The 23,597-nt window shown below is 51.3% G+C and carries 20 protein-coding genes; 18 read left to right on the plus strand and 2 right to left on the minus strand.

Annotated elements, in window-relative coordinates; translation table 11 throughout:
- Positions 1-71: 71 nt before the first annotated feature.
- The 13 genes from rbfA (at position 72) to GILYN3_RS13485 (ending at position 16,430) form a co-directional block, all read left to right on the plus strand.
- The gene (gene rbfA / locus GILYN3_RS13425) at positions 72-455 is read left to right on the plus strand and encodes a 30S ribosome-binding factor RbfA (RefSeq protein WP_049723466.1); all 384 of its coding nucleotides are present in this window, start codon (positions 72-74) and stop codon (positions 453-455) included.
- Positions 455-1,402, plus strand: a complete 948-nt coding sequence (gene truB, locus GILYN3_RS13430; protein WP_049723467.1) for a tRNA pseudouridine(55) synthase TruB — start codon at positions 455-457, stop codon at positions 1,400-1,402. Before rbfA ends, truB begins: the two co-directional genes overlap by 1 nt.
- Positions 1,403-1,578: 176 nt before the next feature.
- Positions 1,579-1,848 (plus strand): 30S ribosomal protein S15, encoded by a 270-nt coding sequence (rpsO, locus tag GILYN3_RS13435; RefSeq protein WP_049723468.1) that lies wholly within the window; start codon positions 1,579-1,581, stop codon positions 1,846-1,848.
- A gap of 97 nt (positions 1,849-1,945) precedes the next feature.
- On the plus strand, positions 1,946-4,090 hold the full coding sequence (pnp, locus tag GILYN3_RS13440) for a polyribonucleotide nucleotidyltransferase (RefSeq protein ID WP_049723469.1): 2,145 nt from the start codon (positions 1,946-1,948) through the stop codon (positions 4,088-4,090).
- A gap of 286 nt (positions 4,091-4,376) precedes the next feature.
- Positions 4,377-5,723 carry a sugar MFS transporter gene (locus GILYN3_RS13445; protein WP_049723470.1) on the plus strand — a complete coding sequence of 449 codons (1,347 nt, stop codon included), beginning with the start codon at positions 4,377-4,379 and terminating at the stop codon, positions 5,721-5,723.
- A 632-nt stretch (positions 5,724-6,355) separates the two neighbouring features.
- Positions 6,356-7,522 (plus strand): N(2)-acetyl-L-2,4-diaminobutanoate deacetylase DoeB2, encoded by a 1,167-nt coding sequence (gene doeB2 / locus GILYN3_RS13450; RefSeq protein WP_049723471.1) that lies wholly within the window; start codon positions 6,356-6,358, stop codon positions 7,520-7,522.
- Positions 7,523-7,584: 62 nt separating this feature from the next.
- A complete protein-coding gene (locus tag GILYN3_RS13455) occupies positions 7,585-8,859 on the plus strand; it encodes an aspartate aminotransferase family protein (RefSeq protein WP_049723472.1) in 1,275 nt (424 codons plus the stop codon).
- Positions 8,856-10,160: an ectoine hydrolase gene (gene doeA, locus GILYN3_RS13460; RefSeq protein WP_049723473.1), complete on the plus strand. Its 1,305-nt coding sequence runs from the start codon at positions 8,856-8,858 to the stop codon at positions 10,158-10,160. The genes GILYN3_RS13455 and doeA overlap by 4 nt, the downstream gene beginning before the upstream one ends.
- Before the next feature lie 10 nt (positions 10,161-10,170).
- On the plus strand, positions 10,171-11,532 hold the full coding sequence (locus tag GILYN3_RS13465) for an NAD-dependent succinate-semialdehyde dehydrogenase (RefSeq protein ID WP_049723474.1): 1,362 nt from the start codon (positions 10,171-10,173) through the stop codon (positions 11,530-11,532).
- 89 nt (positions 11,533-11,621) lie between these two features.
- Positions 11,622-13,064: a sensor domain-containing diguanylate cyclase gene (locus tag GILYN3_RS13470; protein ID WP_049723475.1), complete on the plus strand. Its 1,443-nt coding sequence runs from the start codon at positions 11,622-11,624 to the stop codon at positions 13,062-13,064.
- A gap of 137 nt (positions 13,065-13,201) precedes the next feature.
- Positions 13,202-14,650 (plus strand): glycoside hydrolase 5 family protein, encoded by a 1,449-nt coding sequence (locus GILYN3_RS13475; RefSeq protein ID WP_198147387.1) that lies wholly within the window; start codon positions 13,202-13,204, stop codon positions 14,648-14,650.
- Between the two features lie 73 nt (positions 14,651-14,723).
- The gene (locus GILYN3_RS13480) at positions 14,724-15,182 is read left to right on the plus strand and encodes a hypothetical protein (RefSeq protein ID WP_049723476.1); all 459 of its coding nucleotides are present in this window, start codon (positions 14,724-14,726) and stop codon (positions 15,180-15,182) included.
- Between the two features lie 51 nt (positions 15,183-15,233).
- Complete coding sequence (locus GILYN3_RS13485; protein WP_049723477.1) at positions 15,234-16,430, plus strand: class I SAM-dependent rRNA methyltransferase; 1,197 nt, start codon at positions 15,234-15,236, stop codon at positions 16,428-16,430.
- Here GILYN3_RS13485 and GILYN3_RS13490 read toward each other — a convergent pair.
- Together GILYN3_RS13490 and GILYN3_RS13495 are read right to left on the minus strand one after the other, a co-directional pair.
- Positions 16,414-17,475 (minus strand): imelysin family protein, encoded by a 1,062-nt coding sequence (locus GILYN3_RS13490; protein WP_049723478.1) that lies wholly within the window; start codon positions 17,473-17,475, stop codon positions 16,414-16,416. The genes GILYN3_RS13485 and GILYN3_RS13490 overlap by 17 nt on opposite strands.
- Positions 17,476-17,480: 5 nt before the next feature.
- A complete protein-coding gene (locus tag GILYN3_RS13495; protein ID WP_049723479.1) occupies positions 17,481-18,134 on the minus strand; it encodes a histidinol-phosphatase in 654 nt (217 codons plus the stop codon).
- 195 nt (positions 18,135-18,329) lie between these two features.
- On the opposite strand from GILYN3_RS13495, the gene GILYN3_RS13500 reads away from it, so the two are divergent.
- The 5 genes from GILYN3_RS13500 (at position 18,330) to GILYN3_RS13520 (ending at position 23,454) form a co-directional block, all read left to right on the plus strand.
- The gene (locus GILYN3_RS13500) at positions 18,330-18,827 is read left to right on the plus strand and encodes an RNA pyrophosphohydrolase (protein ID WP_049723480.1); all 498 of its coding nucleotides are present in this window, start codon (positions 18,330-18,332) and stop codon (positions 18,825-18,827) included.
- Positions 18,828-18,873: 46 nt separating this feature from the next.
- Positions 18,874-21,138 (plus strand): phosphoenolpyruvate--protein phosphotransferase, encoded by a 2,265-nt coding sequence (gene ptsP / locus GILYN3_RS13505; protein WP_049723481.1) that lies wholly within the window; start codon positions 18,874-18,876, stop codon positions 21,136-21,138.
- Positions 21,139-21,257: 119 nt separating this feature from the next.
- On the plus strand, positions 21,258-22,079 hold the full coding sequence (gene lgt / locus GILYN3_RS13510) for a prolipoprotein diacylglyceryl transferase (protein WP_049723482.1): 822 nt from the start codon (positions 21,258-21,260) through the stop codon (positions 22,077-22,079).
- Positions 22,076-22,915 (plus strand): thymidylate synthase, encoded by an 840-nt coding sequence (locus tag GILYN3_RS13515; protein ID WP_049723483.1) that lies wholly within the window; start codon positions 22,076-22,078, stop codon positions 22,913-22,915. The genes lgt and GILYN3_RS13515 overlap by 4 nt, the downstream gene beginning before the upstream one ends.
- 29 nt (positions 22,916-22,944) lie before the next feature.
- Complete coding sequence (locus GILYN3_RS13520; RefSeq protein ID WP_049723484.1) at positions 22,945-23,454, plus strand: dihydrofolate reductase; 510 nt, start codon at positions 22,945-22,947, stop codon at positions 23,452-23,454.
- Positions 23,455-23,597 lie beyond the last annotated feature (143 nt).

Consider the following 23,597-nt stretch of genomic DNA (forward strand, 5'->3'; position numbering starts at 1 on the left):
GCATCGTGAGGTGCCGGGGCTTTATTGTTTTATGGCGACGCATCTGTCGCACTCATTGAGCAGGTGTATCCATGCCTAGAGAATTTACTCGTTCCGACCGCGTCGGTGATGCTATTCAGCGTTACTTGGCTAATATGATCCAGCAAGAAATTCGCGACCCCCGCGTGGGAATGGTCAATATTAACGAGGTAAAAGTTACTCGTGATATGGCTTACGCTAAAGTTTATGTCACCTTGGTAGGTGCTGATGAAGACGAGAGCCGTATCAGTGTTGGTGTGCTTAATAAGGCCTCGGGCTTTTTACGCACTATGTTGGCCAAAGAGTTAAACATGCGCACTGTGCCTAAGCTGCAGTTTCATTACGATCATACTTCCGTGCGTGGTCAAGAGCTGTCATCTCTGATTGATCGTGCGGTAGCCGCCGATAAAGCTAGGCCGAGCGACGAGGACGAATAATGGCGCGTCGACGTAAAGGTCGCGCCGTTGATGGCGTACTGTTGTTGGATAAACCCCTAGGTTTGAGCTCTAACCACGCGTTGCAGCGTGCTAAGCGTTTATTTTTTGCTGCTAAAGCTGGTCATACCGGTAGCTTAGATCCATTGGCAACCGGTGTGCTGCCCGTGTGCTTTGGTGAGGCAACCAAGTTTAGCCAGTTTTTATTGGATGCCGATAAGCGCTATCGCTCGACCTTTGTGTTGGGTGAGAAAACTGCCACCGGTGATGCCGAAGGCGAAGTGCTAGAAACCCTCAGTGCCGCTCAGGTTACCGAGGCTGCTGTACTTAAGGCAATACAAACGCTAAGTGGCGAGATCGATCAGGTCCCGCCTATGTATTCGGCGCTAAAGCAAAATGGCCAGCCTTTGTATAAGTTGGCGCGCCAGGGTATAGAGGTTGAGCGTAAAGCTCGCCAAGTGACGATCTATGAATTTGAACTGCTGACATTTCGACCGGGCGAGCGCGCTGAGGTCGAAGTCGATATTAAGTGCAGTAAAGGCACTTATATTCGCTCACTGGCCGAAGATTTAGGTGAAGCTCTTGGTTGTGGCGGGCATGTGAGTGCTTTGCGCCGTACCGCCACAGGGCCGTTTGATGAATCCCAGTGCGTGAGCATCGACGAGCTAAACGCCGAGCGCGGCGATGGTTTGTCGGAGTTGCTGGACCATCATTTACTGCCTACAGATACTCCTGTAGCGGCCTTGGCTGCCATCACCTTAGCTGAATCTAGTGCCTATTATTTTCGTTTGGGCAACCCGGTAATGGATGCTCAGGTCTACCGCGCAGGCGAAGAAGGTGATATGGTGCGAGTCTTTTGTGAAAGTGGCCAATTTTTAGGCGTTGCTAGCATAGACGAGGGCCGAGTCGCTCCCAAGCGATTGGTTGCAAGCCCCGCTAGCGCTAGCTAAGCGGTCTATTTGTTACCCATATGCCACAAATTCTAAAATTTATCGATACGTCGGTAAATCCTTAGCCTGCGGGCTGAGGGCAATACCTGCCTAGCGTTGCGGGCATTAACTTTGGCCTACCTGTAAATATGCACGGGTACGGCTGTAAATCATGCATATTGAATGAGGATATGATTATGGCACTAAGTGCTGCTGATAAAGCTGAAATTGTTAAAGAGTATCAACAAGCTGAAGGTGATACCGGTTCTCCTGAAGTACAAGTTGCCTTGTTGACGCACAACATCAACAAGCTGCAAGGTCACTTCGCCGGCCACAAACAAGATCACCACTCCCGCCGCGGTTTGATCCGCATGGTAAACCAGCGTCGTAAATTGCTGGACTACCTGAAGGGTAAAGATCTCAGCCGTTATGCTGCACTGATTCAAAAATTGGGTCTGCGTCGCTAATTGCACTGTGCCCGCTTTATGCGGGCACTTTTTTGTTGTACACCATATTTGACCGACAAGCTGCGTAGAGCAAACAAACGCAAAAAAGGATAAAAGAGTGAATCCGATTATTAAGAAATTTCAGTATGGTGATCAAACCGTAACTCTAGAAACCGGACGCATCGCGCGTCAGGCTACTGGTGCGGTTATGGTGACTATGGGCGAAACCGCAGTATTGGTTACTGTTGTTGGCGCCAAAGAAGCTAAGCCAGACCAGCCGTTCTTCCCGTTGTCTGTGCATTACATCGAAAAAGCTTACGCTGCCGGTAAAATCCCCGGTGGTTTCTTTAAGCGTGAAGGCCGTCCGACTGAAAAAGAGACCTTGACCTCACGTCTGATCGACCGCCCGATTCGTCCGCTGTTTCCAAACGGCTTTATGAACGAAATTCAGGTGGTTTGTACCGTTATGTCCACCTGTAAAACCACTGATCCTGATATTGCCGCATTGATCGGTACCTCAGCGGCATTGGCGGTTTCTGGTATTCCGTTTAGTGGTCCAATTGGCGCTGCACGCGTGGGTTACACCACCGAGGGTGGCTATCTGTTAAACCCTAACTACGAAGCGCAAAAAACTTCTGAGTTAGATATGGTTGTGGCCGGCACTAAAGACGCCGTATTGATGGTGGAATCGGAAGCCAGTGAGCTGCCAGAAGACACTATGTTGGGCGCTGTACTTTACGCTCACCAAGAAATGCAAGCGGTTGTGCAAGCCTGTGCCGAGCTCGCTCGTGATGCCGGTAAGCCGCAGTGGGAATGGTCACCCGCCGCAGAAAAAACCGAATTACGCACGGCTCTTGAGCGCGATTTTGCTGACTCTATTGGGGTTGCTTACCGCATCACCGATAAAGCCAAGCGTTATGATCGTTTAGGTGAGTTACGCAACCAAGCAGTTGCCGAACTAGCCAAAGAAGGTTCTGAGTACAACAGCGATGATGTTAAAAAGGTCTTCGCTAAAGTTGAAAAATCTATTGTTCGCAGCCGCATCGTGGCCGGCGAGCCTCGTATTGATGGTCGTGACGCTAAAACAGTACGGGCTATTGATGTTGAGGTTGGCGTGCTGGGCAAATCTCACGGTTCTGCTCTGTTCACCCGTGGTGAAACTCAGGCTATCGTCGTTGCCACTTTGGGCAATGCGCGTGATGCACAGATCATCGATGCCTTAGAAGGCGAGCGTAAAGATCCCTTTATGCTGCACTACAACTTCCCTCCTTACTCGGTAGGTGAGTGTGGTCGCATGGGCGGCACTGGCCGTCGCGAAGTGGGTCACGGTCGCTTGGCGCGTCGCGGTATTGCTGCTGTGTTGCCACCGCTGGAATCTTTCCCTTACACCTTGCGTGTTGTGAGTGAGATTACTGAATCTAACGGTTCAAGCTCTATGGCCTCTGTATGTGGTGCCTCTTTGGCGCTGATGGATGCCGGTGTACCGCTTAAGGCGCCTGTTGCAGGTATTGCCATGGGTTTGGTTAAAGACGACGATAAATTCGCTGTTTTGACCGATATTCTGGGTGATGAAGATCACTTGGGCGATATGGACTTTAAAGTTGCCGGTACTTCTAGCGGTATTACCGCTCTGCAAATGGATATCAAAATTGAAGGTATCACTGAGCAGATCATGGAGATCGCACTCGAGCAGGCATTGCACGCACGTTTGCACATTCTTGGCGAGATGAACAAAGTCTTATCTGTGTCGCGTGATACGGTTAGCGACAACGCACCACGTTTTGAAACCATCAAAGTTAACCCAGATAAAATCCGCGATATTATCGGTAAAGGCGGCGCTACTATCCGCTCTATCACCGAAGAGACCGGTGCGTCGGTAGACATTGACGACGATGGTACTGTTAAGATCTACGCGGTTGATAACACGGCGCTGCAAGCGGCTGTTAACATGATCGGAGGCATTATCGCCGAAGCCGAAATCGGCGCTACCTACGAAGGTATCGTGGTTCGGATCGTCGACTTTGGTGCTTTTGTTAACTTCTTACCTGGTAAAGATGGCCTTGTGCACATCTCGCAAATTGCCGACGAGCGCGTTAATGCCGTTAGCGATTACCTGAAAGAAGGCCAAGTGGTTAAGGTTAAGTGTCTGGATGTGGATCAGCGCGGTCGTATTAAGCTGTCCATTAAAGAGGCTATAGCCGACCAAAAAGCAGAGTCGGGCGAAGAAGTTCCTGCTGCTAGCGAGCAAGGCGAAGAGTCGTAAGACACTTCCTCTGCCGAAAAAGCCGCCTCAATAGAGGCGGCTTTTTTTTGCTTAAAATTTAGTGTGATAGGTGTCCGAGGCTAGCTCGGCGCAACGGGTCGGCTTTAAGTAGCGGTTATTGTGCAATCTTTATAAATATTTGACAACGTTGTCTTTAGCGGATATTGTCACTCTAGTAAGGCCGCTAGTCGCTATACTGAAGGGGCTAGTCAGGCTAGGTCATAATTAAAAAAACTAAAGCATCCGGCGTTTAATACGACGGTAAAGGAAGGCGTAGGTAATCCTTATGAGTAATGAAGCTACCGCAGCTGCTGGCGCAGCCCCCCAAGTAAAGCACAGCGTAATTGTGCCTATGGCTATTGTCGCAGGCCTGTTTTTTATCTTTGGTTTTGTTACTTGGCTCAATGGCGCCTTGATTCCATTTTTGCAAACAATTTGTAACTTAAGCGCCTTTGAGGCGATGTTGGTTACCTCGGCTTTTTATATTGCGTATACGGTTATGGCGCTGCCGATGGCCTACATTATTGAGCGCACCGGCTATAAAAATGGTATGGCGATTGGTTTGTTTATTGTTGCCGCGGGTGCTTTGATCTTTATACCCGCCGCTTATGGCCGGCATTTTAGTATTTTCTTGTTGGCGCAGTTCGTTGTCGGCACCGGCTTAACAATTTTGCAAACCGCCTCTAACCCCTACGTGGTTAAGCTTGGCCCGCCAGAGTCTGCCGCTGTGCGTATCTGTGTGATGGGTTTACTTAATAAGGGTGCGGGGGTGGTGGCACCTATTGTGTTTACGGCGTTGGTGCTTTCTGGCATTACTGGTGTTTCGGAAGTTGAGCTTGCGGCATTGACCGAGGTTGCTCGCGACGCCAAGTTGCATGAATTGGCAGCCCAGCTGGTGAACCCTTATGTGGGTATGGCAATTGTTTTGGCCGTTTTAGGTGTGGCAATGATATTTGCCCCCATCCCGAATATTGAAGATGAGGTTTTGGACGGCCAAGAAGATGGCGATATTCGTTTGTCCGGTGTGTTCCAGTTTCCTCATTTAGTGCTGGGTGCTCTGGCGTTGTTTTTTTACGTCGGTGTCGAGGTGATTGCGGGTGACGCTATTGGCTTACTGGGTAAACAGGCCGGACTCGATGGCTCGATAAGCTCCATGCTGACTTCCTACACTATGATCTTTATGGTGATTGGATACTTAGTCGGTGTTGTTGTGATCCCACGTTTTATTAGTCAGCAAACGGCATTAATGAGCTCTGCCATTTTGGGTATTATTTTTACTGTTTGTGTGATGACCGGTTCGTTGCAAAACACAGTGATGTCGGCATCCACCCTCAGCTTGCTGGGTATGCCTGAGATTCCCAACGCGATTTATTTTGTTGCATTGCTTGGCTTTGCCAACTCTATGTGTTGGCCGGCTATTTGGCCGCTGTCGCTACAGGGCCTTGGCCGATACACCAGTAAAGGCGCTGCCTTGCTGATTATGGGTATCGCCGGCGGTGCAATTTTGCCTCCAATTTACGGTCATTTTGCCGATACCGGTGATGGTCAATTAGCTTATGCTGTTTCTATTCCGGCTTATTTGTTTATTCTGTTTTATGCCGTTAAAGGCCATAAAATCACTCGCTGGAAATAGTTTAGAATTCCGTTAAGCTGACTTTTTGCCCAGCATTGCTGGGCTTTTTTTTAATAAAAAGATGTGTTTTTTCTGTAATTTTTCCTTTCTTTTTTACTTTTCTCCTTTCCTCCTTTCCTCGATTTACACCTATAGGGTCACTTGATGTTGTGAGTGATTTTTGTAGCTCGGTTGGTGCGTACTTAGATTGTTTTAGATTATTAAGGGGCGACTTAGGCCAGTTGAGTATTTCTGCCTAGGGGGAACGGGTCTTCTTAATAACGTTATTAATCTGGTGAACGGTATAAAGGGTGGCTGTTGGCAGCTTTGAGCGTCTATTTCATTGGGCCAGGTGCGTAATGACTTTGTTTGTCCGCCGATGTTGTGCGGCTTTTTTAGTCGATGTTGTGCCCAACTGCACAGAGTGCGAAAAAGTCACCCCTGACAAAGGTTGTTATATTGGCACGTTGTTGTAGGTTGTAAGTAATGGCAAGAGCGAACTGAGAGTACGAGTTTCGGTTGGAACAACCTTTGCAACACAACTACTATGAATATAGCGCTGCAATATCATTTCCCGCCGCCGCGCTTACACGCACAGATCTGTGCGTTCTATCACTTGGTTATTTTGACTGAGTAGATCTGCAAGGAGGAGTATGTCGACTTATTGGCAACAGACCCTGGTGTTTGCGCAGCAATTGCGCCATGAGTTACACACCCAGCCTGAGCTTGGCTGGCAAGAGCACCGCACGGCGCAGCGTATTCGCACCGAGCTTGATCGGCTAGGTATTGCCTGGCGCGAGTGCGCTGGTACCGGTACGGTTGCCTGGTTAAACCTTGGTGCTAAAGGCAGCGCTGCGCGGTCTGTGGCTCTGCGCGGTGACATAGACGCCTTACCCATTCACGAACAGTCGGCGGTTGCGTGGCAATCGCAAGTGCCCGGTTGCATGCACGCTTGTGGTCACGACGGACACACCGCGGCACTGATGGCAACGGCGGCTTGGCTTAAGCATGTCGAGTCGCAGCTGTCGGGCCCTGTCACCTTATTGTTTCAGCCGGCCGAAGAGGGAGGCCACGGCGCCCGTAAAATGATCGATGATGGTGCACTGGAGGGGGTCGATTGCATTTATGGGTGGCACAACTGGCCTGCCATTGAGTATGGCAAGTTGGTGTGCCCCGACGGTATTGTGATGTGTGGCAACGGTACTTTCCAAATCACGGTTAAGGGCAAGGGTGGGCACGCCAGCCAACCGGAGCTGTGTCGCGATCCGGTGTTGGCGGCCAGCGCTATTACTTTAGCTTTACAGCAAGTGGTTAGTCGCCGTTTGGCGCCACAGCAAACCTGCGTGGTGAGTGTCACCTCTATCGACGCTCGCGCTGCGGCCACCGTGATTCCAGAACAGGCTGTGATCGGCGGCAGTATTCGTGTTTCAGATGTTGTCGCTCGCGATACCGTTAATCAACTTATTACCGAGATCGCACAGCATACGGCGCGGAGTTACGGCGTTGAGTGCGATGTTGAGATTATACCGCGCTATAACCCGACTATTAATCATCATGCAGAAGCTAGCGCAGTGCGTGACAGTTGGCGGAAGCTGTATGGTGATGCGGCGCTCGACACGTCGACACGCCTCCCGATTATGGCCTCTGAAGATTTCAGTTATTACCTGCAAGAAATTCCGGGCGCTTTTGCGTTAATCGGCGCCGACGATGGCGCCGGTCATGACTCGCCCTGTCACAGCTCATATTACGATTTTAATGATCGCTTGTTAGAGCCTGTAGTGCGTTTATACGCCCAGTTGGTGGGTGCGCCGCTGCCCTAATTTTTAATATCACAGCCGGCCCCGCCGGCATGTTGTGCCACGGCACTTTTAAGGAGACGAGTATGAGCATATTTGAACAGCGCGAATCCGAGATAAGAGGCTACTGCCGCGTTTATCCTGTTGTTTTTGATACGGCGAGTAATGCGCGACAAACAGATGATCAAGGCAATGACTATATTGATTTTTTTGCTGGGGCTGGGGTGCTGAATTTTGGTCATAACAATGAGCGTATGAAAAAAGCCGTCATCGATTATATCAATGCCGATGGCGTGACCCACAGTTTGGATATGCACAGTACGGCTAAGCGCCGTTTTATGGAGCGTTTTACCAAAACGATTTTAGAGCCCCGAGGTATGCCGCATAAAATGCAATTTATGGGCCCCACCGGTACTAACTCGGTAGAGGCTGCGCTAAAAATTGCACGCCGTGCAACTGGGCGCACAGAAATTGTCGCGTTTACCCACGGCTTTCACGGCATGACTTTGGGGGCGCTGGCCTGTACCGCCAACCAAGCGTTTCGCGGTGCTGCGGGGGTCCCGCTTAACCACGTTTCGCACTACCCATTTGGTGCCGATAAACATACCGCCGACAATCCATTAAGCGGTGGTGCGGGTGTGGTTGACGAGCTGCGCGCGTTATACCGAGACGGTTCCAGTGGCGTATTGCCACCGGCGGCTTTTTTGGTTGAGACAATTCAGGCCGAAGGTGGTGTGAACGTCGCCGATAAAAAGTGGCTGCAAGATTTACAAGCTCTTGCGCAAGAGGTGGGCGCGCTGTTTATTATCGACGATATTCAAGTCGGCTGCGGGCGCACCGGTAGTTACTTTAGTTTTGATACTTTGGGGTTAGATCCAGATGTCGTGTGTCTGGCCAAAGGTTTGGGCGGCTGGGGTACTCCAATGGCTATGAATTTAGTTAAGCCCGAGGTCGATAAACATTGGAATCCCGGTGAGCACACTGGCACATTTAGAGGGCAAGGGCTCAGTTTTGTGGCCGGCGCGGAAGCACTTAGTTATTTTGAGGACGCAAGTTTTATGCAAGAGGTCCTCGTTAAAGGTAAGCAGATGCTCGATGCCATCAGTCCACTTGAAGATAAATTTGATGCAGTACAGGTGCGTGGAACCGGTATGATCTACGGTATAGATGTAGGTGACGGTGAGCGCGCTAAAGCGATTGTTTCGGCGTGTTTTGCCGATGGTTTGTTGGTGTCGGCTTGCGGCTCTGGCGGCCGAGTGATTAAGTTAATACCACCGCTGACAATACCAGACGCGGATTTGTTGCAAGGTTTAAAGACGGTAGTCGCACACACGCAAAAAGTGATGGAGGTGAAGTTATGAGACAGCGAGATGATATGACTTTTCCGTTTGCTGAGTACGAGCGCCGCATCAGCGAGCTGCGCACTCGTATTGCGCAACGGCACCTAGATGCGGTGGTGATCTCTGATCCAGAAAACATTATGTACCTGACCGATTACCAAACTACCGGTTATTCATTTTTTCAGGCGCTGGTCGTACCGCTAGACGATGAGCCTTTTATGATTACTCGGACATTGGAGGAGTCCAATGTTATCGCCCGCACTTGGGTCGAACACACACGGCCCTATCCAGATACAGGGGACGCGATTCAAATGTTGGTAGATGCGTTGCGCGCCTTTGGTTTGGCTAACAAGCGTATTGGTTACGAGCGCAATAGTTATTTTTTTCCGGCTTATCATCAAGACTGTATTCACACCACCTTAACGGGCGGCAAGTTGCTAGATTGTTTTGGTATTGTCGAGCAGGGACGGATCTGCAAATCGCCTGTCGAGATCGATATTATGCGACGTGCGGCAACGGCGACCGAGGCGGGAATGCAGGCGGGTATTGCCGCGTGTGAGGCCGGCGCCACTGAGAACGAAATTGGCGCGGCTATTAGCGCTGGAATGTTTCGCGCAGGCGGCGAGCCACCGGCGGTGATGCCGTACGTTACCTCGGGGCCGCGTACCATGATTGGTCACGCCACGTGGGAGGGGCGTACTGTGCAATCTGGCGAGCATGTGTTTTTAGAGGTGGGTGGCTGTTATCGACGTTATCACACCGCCATGATGCGAACTATCGTGTTGGGTGATTTATCCGACTCTATGTATAAAGCTCAAGAGAAAATGAAGCAGGCATTGACTGCCGTGCATAAAAGTTTCCAGCCCGGCATGACAGTATCCGATGCGGATAATCTGGTGCGCAATATTATCTCCGATAACGATGTCGGTGCACGCTTGATTACCCGTTCGGGCTACTCCATCGGCATTGCTTTTCCACCCAGTTGGGATGAAGGTTATATAGTGAGTTTAAAGCAGGGCGAGTCGGCCATTTTGCAAGAGGGTATGACGTTTCATATTATCCCTTGGATGTGGGGGGTTGATGGCGATAAAACCTGCGGTATCTCCGATACTATTCATATCACGGCAGAAGGCTGTGAATCCTTTTTTAGTATGGAGCAAGACTTTACCGTCAAGCCCGATACCAATGCAGGCTCTATGGCACAGCTTTCTAACTCACGAAAAAACAAAAAAAACTCGAACAACCAACACGATAAAAATGCTGCTAATGCCACAGCTAAACCCCAGGATACAGTCTCTGATAATACCCAAAGCGCAAGCTAGAGAGGAATTTATGCTGACAGCAACGAACCCTTATCTGGGAGAAAAAATTGCCGATTATCCGGCACTAAGCAATGCCGCAATGAGTGAGCGAATTGGTGATGCCAATAAAGCGTTTGAATCTTGGCAGGCCAAAAGCTTTACTCAACGTGCTGATGTGTTGCGCGCAGTGGCGAAAGAATTGCGTCACCAGAAGCCGGCTCTTGCAAAATTAATGGCCGATGAAATGGGTAAACCTATTAAGGAGGGTGGCCCCGAGGTAGAAAAAGCGGCAAGTTGCGCCGAGTTTTATGCCGATAACGCCGAACACTTTTTAACGGCCGATGTGCTGTCCTCTGACGCGAGTCTTAGCTACGTGCGTTATCAACCACTGGGGACGTTGCTGGGTATTTTGCCGTGGAACGCACCGCTGTGGTTAGCGTTTCGTTATTTGGCTCCAGCGCTGATGGCCGGCAACACTTGCGTGATGAAGCACGACCCGAATGTGCCTGCTTGCGCCCAGGCTATCGCCGATGCATTTGTCACGGCTGGGGCGCCCGCTAATGTGGTGGTTAATTTAGCGATCGAAACATCGCAGGTAGAGCAGGCCATTCGCGATCCACGCATTATGGCTGTTTCGTTTACCGGATCGGCCGGCGCCGGCGCCAAAGTGGCGGCGGTGGCCGGCAGCGAGATAAAGCCTGCGGTATTAGAGCTGGGCGGCTCTGACCCTTTTATTGTTTTGGCAGATGCCGATCTGGAGCGGGCCGCCGATATTGCCGTTTTGTCTCGGATTATCAATGCCGGACAATCGTGTATTGCTGCTAAGCGCATTCTGGTTGAGCAAAGTATTTACCCTGAGTTTACCGAAATGTTGCGCACGCGATTGGCGGCCTTAACTCTTGGCGACCCGACGCTTGAGAGTACCGACCTTGGCCCTATTGCGCGGGACGATTTACGTCAAAACCTACACCGGCAGGTGACCGAAACGGTCAACGCCGGCGCACGCTGTTTATTAGGGGGGGAGTTGCCTGTTGGTAAAGGGTATTTTTATCCGGTAACGCTACTGGCCGATGTCACCACCGATATGTGTGCGTTTCAGGAGGAGACCTTTGGCCCGATCATGGCGGTGGCACCTGTGACCGATTTAGAGCAGGCCATCGGTATCGCTAACGACACTGAGTACGGCTTAGGCGCCGCTCTTTGGATGGCGGATACGGACGCCGCACAGCAGGCTGCGGGGCGACTAAATGCCGGCCAAGTGGCTATTAATGGCATCGTAAAAACTGATCCACGTTTGCCCAGTGGCGGCATTAAGCGCTCGGGTTATGGTCGCGAACTCGGCCCGCACGGGATTCGTGAATTTGTTAATGCGAAACAGGTATGGATCGCCTAGAGACAAGCGGGCTTTTGTCCTTGTGATGTTGTGCTATCATGTGTTGTTTTTGACGCCAATGTCGCATTTTTCTACACGAGCCCCGTTTTATGATACAGCGCAAGTTATTTTTTGTATCAGCACTTTGTTTGCTGTTGCTGGTGGGGTTTCTCGCCACCAGTTTGGTCAGCTACTTTGTCGCTAAAGACTCGGTGGCAGCTCAGCTGCAAGAGCAAATGTTGCCCTTGACGAGTGATAATATTTATTCCGAAATTCAGCGAGACTTACTGCAGCCGTTACTGATCTCATCGCTGATGGCGCACGACACTTTTGTTACTGAGTGGGTCATTAGCGGCGAGCAGGAGCCAGCTAGAATCGCAGAGTATCTGACACGTATTCAAAATAAGTACGATACCATCACCGCTTTTTTTGTCTCTGAGAAAACCCGTAATTACTACCACCCTAGCGGAATTATTAAAAAAGTTGACTCGACGGACCCCGCTGACAGTTGGTACTTTCATGCGCGTCAGTTGACCGGCGAGCACGAGATTAATGTCGATCATGACACTGCTGATCCGACCCGGTTGAGTATTTTTGTTAATTACCGAGTACTGGATGAGCGCGGTGACTTAGTCGGCATCACGGGTGTTGGTTTGTCTGTTGCGTCGGTGATGGCATTAATCGAAGACTACCAGAAGCGCTATGGTCGGATAATTTATTTTGTTGACCGCAACGGTCAGCTCGCCTTACATGGCAGTGGCTTTAACAGTGCCATGTATTTAAAAGATAAAGTTGGCCAGGATCGACTTCTTACTCAAGTGCTCACCAGTCAGACTGCCTCGCTAACTTACAATAGGGAAGATGGTAATAAGGTTTACCTTAACAGTCGTTTAGTGCCGGAGTTTGACTGGTATTTGGTGGTGGAGCAGATCAACGACCCAGCTGCCCAGAGGATCGAGCGCGCTCTGGTGCTTAACATTTTAGTGTCACTCGCGATTACCGTGATTGTTGTACTGCTGGCACACTTAACTGTGCGAGGTTATCAGCGCCGGCTTGAAAAAATGGCCACCCAAGACAAGCTTACCGGAGCCGCTAATCGGCAAGCATTCGATTGGGTCTTTGCCCGCGCCGTTAAAAACACCCGACGCCGGAATACTCCGCTGGCTTTGGCGAGTATGGACTTGGATCACTTTAAAGAAATCAACGACAGCTATGGCCATCAGCGTGGTGACGAGGTGTTACGCACAGTGTCGGCGGTTATTGCTAGTTGTGTTCGTGATTCAGACACATTGTGCCGCTGGGGCGGCGAAGAGTTTTTACTGTTGTTGGAAAATTGTGATTTGGCGCAAGCAGAGGCGGCGGCCGAGGCTATTCGCGCCGCGGTCGAGGCTCACGAATTTCGCTTTGGTGACGATTCGATCCATATGACAATGAGCTTTGGTGTCACCGTATGTCATCCAGGCGAGCCTTTTAATGCAATACTTGATCGCGTCGATAGCGCCTTGTATCGCGCAAAAGACGAAGGTCGCAATCGGGTCTGCGTGCAAGCTTAGGCGTTGTTCGTCGACCAAGAAGCAATGCGTGTAACGGGTTACATTTTGCCGTTAAGCTGCTAAGCTTGCGGGAAATATCATTTTCCGGAGCAGTCATGGCGATTTCCCCTCGAGCTTTAATGCTTTTTGTTTTATTTATGTCTTTATTGTTGGTCGCTTTGCCGTCCCAGGCTTTGGATGAGTTTATTAGTCGCGACGGGCACCGCTTGATGGAGGGGGAGCAAGAGTTTCGCTTTGCCGGCATTCACGCCCCCGAGCTACACCGCATAGAAGATGATGCACGCGGCACTTGCGTTGCAGATCCACGTGGCTGGGGGCAGTACTTTCGTTGGCCTACCGCTGATGAACAAGAAAACTGGATTAAAGCGTTGGTAAAAAGTGGCCACCGTGCAATGCGTGTTTACGTATTGTCTGTGGCGACTCCGGCAGATGTTGAGTGTGGTCGAGAAACGCATATTTTGGCCCCGCTACAAGCCGGTGATATGCCGCGCTTAAATGAGGCCGCGATGGTGCATTATGATCGCATGATTGCACTGGCAGATCAGTATGGCCTGCGTTTGATTTTACCTTTTATTGATCACTGGAAATGGTGGGGTGGACGCGAGCAGCTGGCCGCTTTTTACGGTGAATCAGCCGACGATTTTTACGACACTAATAGTAAAACTTATGCGGCTTATCAAGCTATTATTCGTCAAGTTATCAATCGCACTAACACTCTGACTAATCGTCGTTACAAAGATGAAAAAGCCATTATGGCTTGGGAGACTGGCAACGAGTTAAAAGACTCCGGCGAGGCGTTTGTGACCCAGACAGCGGCGCTTATTAAAGAGCTCGATAGCAATCATTTGGTCATAGATGGGACTTATTTAAAAATTAATAAGTTTGCTCTTGATGATCCCAATGTGGATATTATTTCTAATCATTTTTACACCACAAATAACAATAATAACCCCGAGCAAATTTTGGCGGATTTGAAATCGATAGCGGGTAAAAAGGTTTACTTAATCGGTGAGTTTGGCCTGCGCGATGCCGCAGGGCTGAATGACATTATGCAGGCGGCGGTACACACCGAGTATCAAGGCGCGCGTGCTGCGGGTGCTTTTATTTGGGGCTTTCGCGGGCATCGTCATAACGGTGGCTTTTATTGGCATAAAGAGTATACCGGTCACTACAGTTACCATATTCCAGGTTTCTCTGAGGGCGCTGCGAACGAGGAGTTGCAAGTGGTGAATTTAGTGCGTAAAGCGCAAGCGCAAATGATTGGTTTAAATGCCGCACCGCCATTGCCCGCACCCGAGGCTCCTAAGTTGCGGGCCATTGCCGATCCACGCGTGCGAATAGACTTTATGGGCGCACCGCTGGGGCGTACTTATCGTATCGAGCGGGCTATTAATGCTGCCGGCCCTTGGCGGGTGATTGGTGACAATATCTCAGATGGCTTGCAAGAGTATCGACCCTATCAACAAGCGTTGTTTCGTGACCCCGATACCTTAGTGCCGGGCCAGATGTATTACTACCGAGTGATTGCCATTAACGAGAGCGGCGAGTCGGCGCCTTCTAATATGGTGCAGGTAGTGCTGCCGTAGCTTTGCCGGCGCTCTTGTTGCGACGCAAAAAATGGCTTAGGGTAACGTCTGATTTATTCAACCTAAGCCATTTATGATCAACTTCTTTTTAATCAGTCCAGTTTTAACTGCTCGTTGCCGGTTGGCATTGTTTTGGCCGCTGGGCAGCATTTTATTGCTGGCAGGTTTAGTGGGCTGCTCATCCGTGCCTTCTTACGGCAATACCCCGCAGTCACTCACGGTTCATATCTCGCCCAATAATAGTAAGCAATTTACCTATTTATTAGGGCGGGCGACCGAGCTGTCCGCACGTGCACTGGTGCAAGCGCCACGCTACGTTCCGGACCGGCGTGATTACGAAAAACTGCAGCGTCGTACGGCATACGTTGTGGCGGCAACAGGTTATTGCCGAGACGGATATATGGAGCTGGATTTTCGTCTTAATATGCAACAGCAATGGTTGCGTGGTGAGTGCAAAGAAAGTGCGACTGAGGTCGACATAAAAACCTTTGGTGATCAAACGCAGGTGCCATTAAATACACTGACTGAGTAGTTTTTCAGTATACTGGCGCGGTTTAGCCCCTTTAGATCGCGGAGATCGCCGATGAACCTGCCCAGCCTTTACCTCAAGCCACAAACTGATCGCCGTTTGCGTCGTGGTCATTTGTGGATCTACAGCAACGAAGTAGACGTTAACCGCAGTCCACTGAAAGCTTTCAGCCCCGGTCAACAGGTGCGGGTTGTGAATAACCGCGATGAATTACTAGGCGTGGCGCTGATTAATCCCGCCAGCCTTATTTGCGCTCGGCTTATCAGTCGCGATGAAGCCCAGCTTGACGCTAAGTTACTGCAGTCGCGAATTACTAATGCTCTTTTTCTGCGTGAACAAGCCTTTAGTCAGCCTTATTATCGTTTGATTTTTGGCGATAGTGATTTGCTGCCTGGCTTGGTGGTCGACCGGTTTGGTGATTACCTTGTCGTACAGATCGCCTCGGCGGGAATGGAGGCGGTGCGCGAGCTGGTGGTTGAACAGCTGGTGACGTTATTACAGCCCACAGGAGTGTTGCTTGCTAATGATCACAGCGCCCGCGAGCTGGAGGGCTTGACCCGTTATACCGAGGTGGCTTACGGCGAGGTGCCCGACGAGGTCGAGCTGATCGAGAACGATACACGATTTGTCGCGCCGATCGCCTCGGGACAAAAAACGGGCTGGTTTTACGATCACCGAATGGGTCGGGCACAGCTGCGCCAGTGGGTCAACGGCAAGCGCGTGTTAGATGTTTTTTCCTACATTGGCGGCTGGGGTATTCAGGCGGCAACCGCGGGTGCCGAGCGGGTGGTATGTGTCGATGCGTCGGCCCGTGCGATTGCCGGAGTGGTGGCTAATGCCGAGTTAAATGGCGTGCAGGATCGTGTTAGTGGGCGGCAGGGCAAAGCGATCGAAGTGATGAAAGCGCTGTTGGCCGAGGGCGAAAAATTTGATGTAGTCGTACTCGACCCGCCGGCGTTTATTAAGCGTCGTAAAGATCAAAAAGCGGGTGAGGCGGCGTACCGACATATTAATGAGCTGGGGTTAAAGTTGTTGGCAGAGGGCGGCTTGCTAGTGTCAGCCTCTTGCTCGATGCATTTGGCCGCCGAGACGTTAACTGACATCGTCCGGGCCAGTGCTCAAAAAGCCGGACGCGATGCGCGCTTGGTTCATTTTAGCGGGCAGGGACCAGATCACCCAGTACACCCCGCGATTATCGAAACAAATTACTTAAAAGCCGTGTTTACCCGAGTATTTAATCGCGATCATTAAGGGCTTGGGCTAATGCTGATACCGCTTGCCGCGCGGCGGCATCGTTGCTCGGCTCGGTGCTGAGTGCGGTGCGCAGAGCTGCCGCAGCGCTTAGCCATTGAGTCTTTTGCTGTTTTGTCAGAATGGGCAGCAAGTCTTCGGCTTCGATAATAAAGTGGTTTAGCCCTTGCTGGCGCCACCTTACGCTGCAACCGTTTGCGGCAAACTCACAGTGTTGCGTTGCCTGCGGTGAGCTTAGAGATGCTAATTCATGGCTGAGCATTTGCTGCCACAATTGCAATCGCTCGGCTGGTGTTAAGGCAAAATAGGGTGCGGCGATGGGCGATTGCGGATCGATCCATTGGCGTGTTAACGCGGCGCTGTCATCGCACAAGAGTGTGCTGGCAACAGTAAGGTAGTCACGCCGCCGATTGTGCGGGTCAAGCAATGTTGCTGTGCCCGCAGTTGCCTGGACAAAATCTGCGGCGCGGCGCTGTCCGGTTTCACCAAACAATATAAATTCTAACGGGTGTAAGCCTAGGCTGGCCTCGTTGGCGGCGGTTAAGCCGTGTTGCTGGCGCAAATGGGTGTGGTTGATGTCGAGGCTAATGTCATTGATCAGACCGCTGTGGGGATAGCCCGTGACGCTGTCTAGGTAGCCGGCGGCAATGGGCTGTTGGTCGATACTGCTGAGCGCCTGTGCCAGCGGCGTAAATAACCCGGGGTTATGCGTTGCAAGGGCCATGGGTATCGCCAGTTGACGCAACTGGCCGTGGGTTTGACGCCACTGGTGTTGAGCGGCCTGCAGGTGAGAGTCATCGGGGGTTAGCAGCAGTTGTGCTACCGTTGTCTGTAATGTTTCGCAGCTGGCAGTAAATTGCTGCAATTGCCGGCCGGTATCATCCCACAGCTGCACGCTCTTGCGTTGAATAGCAGTTTGGTCGGCTCCGGCGGTGCTTGTTGTGCTATTGGCCGTTGGTAATTGGGTTGATGGCTGGGGCGGCGCCGTATTGCGCTCGCAGCTGGTCAGCAGAGTTAAGGCAAAAACCCCCCAAATAATTTTCATGATGGTTAGTGTAAATCCATAATCGGCCAATGACGCTCGCGGGCAATGGCGGCTAAGCGCTCGTCAGGGTTGACGGCAACCGGGTGTGATACCTGTTCGAGTAATGGTAAATCGTTAATAGAATCGCTGTAAAAATAGCTGTCTTCTAGGTTTTTATTGTGTTGCTTAAGCCACACGTTGAGGTTGGTAACTTTACCGGCGCCAAAGCATGGCGTACCTAGGTAGCGGCCGGTGTAGCGGCCGTTTTTAAGTTCGGGGTCGGTGGCTAGGATTTCATCGACTCCGAGGCGTTTGGCTATTGGGCGGGTAATAAAACCGTTGGTGGCGGTGATAATGAGTAAGTAATCACCTCGTTCACGATGCTTTGCTAGCAGTTGTTGCGCTTTTGGTAGCATAATCGGCTCTATGCATTCGCGCATAAAGTCTTGCTGCCATTGGGCCAGCTCGGTAGGGCTGTGCTGGGTTAAAGGCTCTAGAGCAAACCGCAAATAGGCATCAATATCAAGGCAGGCGCGCTGGTAATCTTGATAAAACTGATCGTTTTGGCGGCGATACTGCTGTTCGTCCACCAGTTTACGCGCCAGTAAAAATTCGCCCCAGCTATGGTCGCTGTCACCGTTAATCAGGGTGTTGTCTAGGTCAAAAATGGCCAGTGCCACATGATTTCCTTAAATTCTGTGTGATAAGCGCGCTAGCATAGCGCCGGCGGCATTAGCTCTCAAGCCTTGCGAGTTATTGACTTGGTGTTCGCGCCCGGGTTGTGTAACCTCAATTGCTGCAGCAGGCCTTTTTGTGGAACAATACAAGAGTTTCACCGCCACGTAATAAAAAGACGGACACAACGGGAATTTAATGTGATAGACGCCGATGGCTTTCGCCCCAATGTTGGGATTATTTTAAGCAACGATCAGGGGCAGGTTCTCTGGGCGCGGCGCGTGGGCGGCCAAGATGCTTGGCAGTTTCCTCAAGGTGGTATCCACCAGGATGAAACCCCAGAGCAGGCGCTGTTTCGAGAACTGGGAGAAGAGGTGGGACTCACCGAGGCCGATGTCGAGGTGCTCGCTTGCACCCGAGGCTGGCTGCGTTACCGCTTGCCACACCGCTTAATTCGCCAAAATACGCAGCCGTTGTGTATTGGTCAAAAGCAAAAGTGGTTTTTATTAAAAATTAAAGCGGGTGATGCCCGTATCTGCTTAGAAAATGGCGGTCGTGCCGAGTTTGATGACTGGCGCTGGGTAAGTTATTGGTACCCGCTGGGCGAAGTAGTTGCGTTTAAGCGCGACGTCTATCGTCGAGCCTTAAAAGAATTGTCGCCAGTGCTCTGTCAGCTTGAGCGTACCGCTGCCGGCTGAGTGCAGTTTAAATGAGTGATTAAGAACTGAGAAATTAATGGAATCCATGCTCAACTCATTGCGTAGTATTGTTCAGGAGGTGAATGCCGCTCGCGATTTGCCCAAAGCGCTGGCGATTATCGTCACGCGTGTCAAACGAGCTATGCAAACCCAGGTGTGCTCGGTGTATTTACGCGGCCCGAGCAACGACTATGTGTTAATGGCCACTGACGGTCTGCAGCAACAAGCGGTAGGGCGGGTGCGGATGATGCTCGGCCAGGGCTTGGTGGGGCGAGTGGCAACGCGCGAAGAGCCGGTTAATTTAGAAGATGCCGAAGCTCACCCTGCTTATCAATACTTTCCAGAGACGGGTGAAGAGCACTTTAGCTCGTTTTTGGGTGTGCCTATTATTCATCATCGCCAGGTGCTGGGGGTGTTGGTCGTACAGCAATCCGAACGTCGCCGTTTTGACGAAGGCGATGAGGCCTTCTTGGTGACTATGTCGGCTCAGTTGGCCGGTGTTATTGCCCATGCCGAGGCGACTGGCACTATGGTGGCCGTGGGTGCTGCGGCCGCACAGACACGCTTTGTCGGTGTCTCGGGCGCGCCTGGCATCGCTATTGGCGAGTCGGTGGTAGTGGCTCCGCTGGCCGATTTAAAAGGCGTGCCATACCAGCGATGCGAGGATATTGATGCAGAGCTGGCATTCTTTAAGCGCTGCCTCAATGCTGTGCGGGACGATATTAAAGCGCTGGGAGAGCAGTTGGAGGGGCGCTTGAATCGCGAAGAGCGAGCGCTGTTTGATGCTTACTTGGCGATGCTCGATGATGCTGCTCTGGGCGGCGAGGTGACCAACAGGATTCGCGAGGGCACCTGTGCCCCCTATGCCTGGAGTGAGGTGATCCTCGAGCACGAAAATAATTTTGCCGATATGGATGACGCGTATCTACGCGAACGCGCCACCGATGTACGCGATCTCGGGCGTCGAGTGCTGGCTTACCTGCAAGAGTCCAATCAAAGCTGTAAAATCTACCCTGAAAACACTATTTTAATTGGCGATGAGCTAACCGCTTCAATGTTGGGCGAAGTGCCCGAGAGTAAATTGGCGGGTTTGGTGTCGGTGCAGGGCTCGGGTAACTCGCACGTCGCTATTTTGGCTCGCGCCATGGGGATTCCTACAGTGATGGGGGCGATTGATTTGCCCTATACCCGAATGGATGGTCGGCCGGTTATTGTCGACGGTTACAAGGGAGTGGTCTACAGCGATCCGGGCAAGCAATTACGTAAACATTACCAAGCTATCGCCAAAGAAGAGCTAGAGCTGGTAAAGGGGCTGGAGGCGCTTAAAGATCTTCCTTGTGAGACATTAGATCACTACCGTTTACCTCTGTGGGTAAACACCGGTTTGATGGCCGATGTGGTGCGTTCGCTCGAGCGTGGTGCCGAAGGCGTGGGCCTGTATCGGACTGAGGTGCCGTTTTTGTTGCGTGATCGTTTTCCTTCGGAAGAAGAGCAGCGAGTTATTTACCGTGAACAATTAGAGGCTTTTGCACCTCACACAGTTACCATGCGTACCTTGGATATTGGCGGCGACAAAGCCTTGCCGTATTTCCCCATCCAGGAAGACAATCCGTTCTTGGGGTGGCGCGGCATCCGGGTAACCCTTGATCATCCCGAAATCTTTCTTGCCCAAATTCGGGCAATGATAAAGGCGAGTAGCGGACTGGATAACTTGCGCATTTTGCTGCCCATGATTTCTAGTGTGTCGGAGCTGGAGCAATCTAAGGCGCTTATTTATCGCGCTTACAATGAATTGCTAGAAGAGGGCTATGAGGTTAATTTGCCGCCGCTTGGGGTGATGATTGAGGTGCCCGCAGCGGTTTATCAGGCTCGCGAATTGGCCGCAAGGGTGGACTTTTTGTCGGTCGGCAGTAACGATTTAACCCAGTACTTGCTGGCGGTCGATCGCAATAACGCCCGAGTTGCCGATCAGTATCAAGCCTTTCACCCGGCCGTGCTTCGCGCCTTGCAGCAGGTGGTAAGCGACGGCCACACTCAAGGTGTTAGCGTGGGTATTTGTGGCGAGTTGGCGGGCGATCCTGGCGCGGCGATTTTGCTTATGGCGATGGGCTACGATGTACTGTCAATGAACGCCACTAACCTGCCTAAAGTTAAGTCGGTGATTCGCGCCATCAATCTGGCTCAAGCTGAGGCGTTATTAGAGGATGTTATGCACTTGGTCGAGGCCGAGCAGGTGCGCGCGCGAATCGACCAAATGTTGCAAGATATCGGTGTTAACCGTGTGGTGCGACCGCTAGAGCTTGACGCCTAGCGGTTTGGTTTGGATGTTTTATCGGATTTTTTAAATTGCGCGCTTAAGCGGTGTCGTGGTTTTAACTGACTCATTTGCGGTGTTATGATTGCCGCTCTTTTTATTGCTGGCGCTGTTTTATGCTCACCCATCCCAATATCGATCCCATCGCTGTATCTATTGGTCCTCTGGATGTTCACTGGTATGGCCTTATGTACCTGCTGGCGTTTGCATCGGCTTGGTACATTGCAATGCGTCGCGCCAAGTTGCCGGGTTCTCCAGTAACGCCTGCACAGGTCGAAAACCTCATCACCTACGGCGCGTTTGGTGTCGTGCTGGGGGGGCGTGTTGGCTATGTCGTGTTTTACAATTTTGATGCCTGGATGCGCGATCCGCTTTGGTTGTTCCGTATATGGGAAGGCGGTATGTCGTTTCATGGCGGGCTTATCGGCGTAACACTGGCCATGCTGTTTTATGCTCACCGTATTCATATCCCTTTTTTGCGTCTGACAGATTTCGTCGCGCCTATTGTGCCGTTAGGGCTTGGCTTTGGTCGGCTGGGCAACTTTATCGGCCAAGAGTTGTGGGGGCGCCCTACCGATTTGCCTTGGGCGATGGTGTTTCCCAAAGATCCCGAGTTGCTGCCGCGCCATCCATCGCAGTTATACCAGTTGGTTCTTGAGGGGCTGCTGCTGTTTGTTTTAGTGTATTGGATTTCACGTAAGCCACGCCCCACGGCGGCGGTAAGTGGTGTGTTTTTAATTGGCTATGCTTGCTTTCGCAGTTTGGCCGAGTTTGCCCGTGAGCCGGATCAGCACATTCAGTTTGATTTGCTCGGCTGGGTTACTCGTGGCCAGTTGCTGTGCTTACCTATGGCTATCTTGGGTGTCGGTTTGTTAATTTACGCCTACAAGTTTAGCGGCCGCACTAAACCACAAGCCGTCACTAAGGATGTCTCGTGAAACAATATTTAAATTTGATGCGCGATGTGGTCGACTCCGGCACAGATCGCGGCGATCGCACCGGCACTGGCACCCGCTCGGTGTTTGGTCGTCAGTTACGTTTTGATTTAAGCCAAGGGTTTCCGTTGGTCACCACCAAGGCAGTGCATTTAAAAAGCATTATTGTCGAGCTGCTGTGGTTTTTGCAGGGCCGAACCGATGTTACCTGGCTGCAAGAGCGTGGCTGTAATATTTGGAACGAGTGGGCCAGCGATGCGGGGGACCTGGGTCCCGTGTATGGTAAGCAATGGCGCAGCTGGGCCTGCCCCGACGGCAGCACAATTGACCAAATCAGTGATGTTATAGAGCAAATTAAAACTAAGCCCAGCTCGCGTCGCTTAATTGTCAGCGCTTGGAATCCGGCCGACCTTCCCGACGAATCGATGGCGCCGCAAGCCAATGTGGCAGCGGGTCGAATGGCGTTGGCGGCCTGCCATACGCTGTTTCAGTTTTATGTCGCCGATGGCAAGTTGTCGTGCCAGCTGTACCAGCGCAGTGCCGATTTGTTTTTGGGGGTGCCGTTTAATATTGCCAGCTATGCGCTATTAACTCATATGATCGCCCAGCAGTGTGATCTAGAGGTGGGCGATTTTGTGCATACCTTTGGTGATTGCCATCTGTATCATAACCATCTGACCGATGACATTGTTTATCAGCAGTTGGCGCGCACGCCTAAAGCTTTGCCGCGCTTGGTTATTGCGCGCCGGCCGGCATCGGTATTTGATTATCAGCTAGAAGATTTTAGCTTTGAGGGCTATAACCCCGATCCGCGGATCAGGGCTCCTATTGCCGTTTAATTGCGGGCATATAAAAAGCCGAGAATATTATGAAGGTAGCAATGATTGTCGCCTGCGGGCAGGACAATGCGATTGGTAAAGGCAATGCAATGCCTTGGCACTTGCCGGCCGATTTACAATACTTTAAGTGCGTGACCTTAGGTAAGCCTATTATGATGGGCCGCAAAACTTACGAGTCAATTGGTCGGCCGCTACCGGGCCGGTTAAATATCGTTATTAGTCGTGATCGAGAGTGGCCCGCCCCCGAGGGTGTGCGGTGTGTTGCCAGTGTGCCAGAGGCAATTGCGCTGGCACGAGCTGAGGCCGAAGGTGACGAGGTGGTAATTATTGGTGGCGAGCAGATATATCGTGCCGCCCTGCCTTACGTCGATCGAATTTACAAAACGGAAATAGCGGTAACAGTGGAAGGGGCGGATGCATTTTTCCCTGAGCTGTCGAGCGAGATTTGGCGGGAAGTATCTCGCCAAGAGGGTGATGCAGAGGCTCCGCTGCGTCATCAGTTTTTGATACTGGAGTCGTGCAGAGTCGCCGAGTCTTAATAATTAAACCGTATAAGGCAGGCCGATTTAGCAACAATGTGCAGGTTAATGATTGACCAAGTGTTACTCGTGTTCGGGTGTGACGCCAAAAAGTGTTACCTTTCTGATACCGATGTACACATGCGCAATACCATTTGGATAAA

Source organism: Gilvimarinus polysaccharolyticus (assembly GCF_001187555.1).
GTDB lineage: Bacteria > Pseudomonadota > Gammaproteobacteria > Pseudomonadales > Cellvibrionaceae > Gilvimarinus > Gilvimarinus polysaccharolyticus.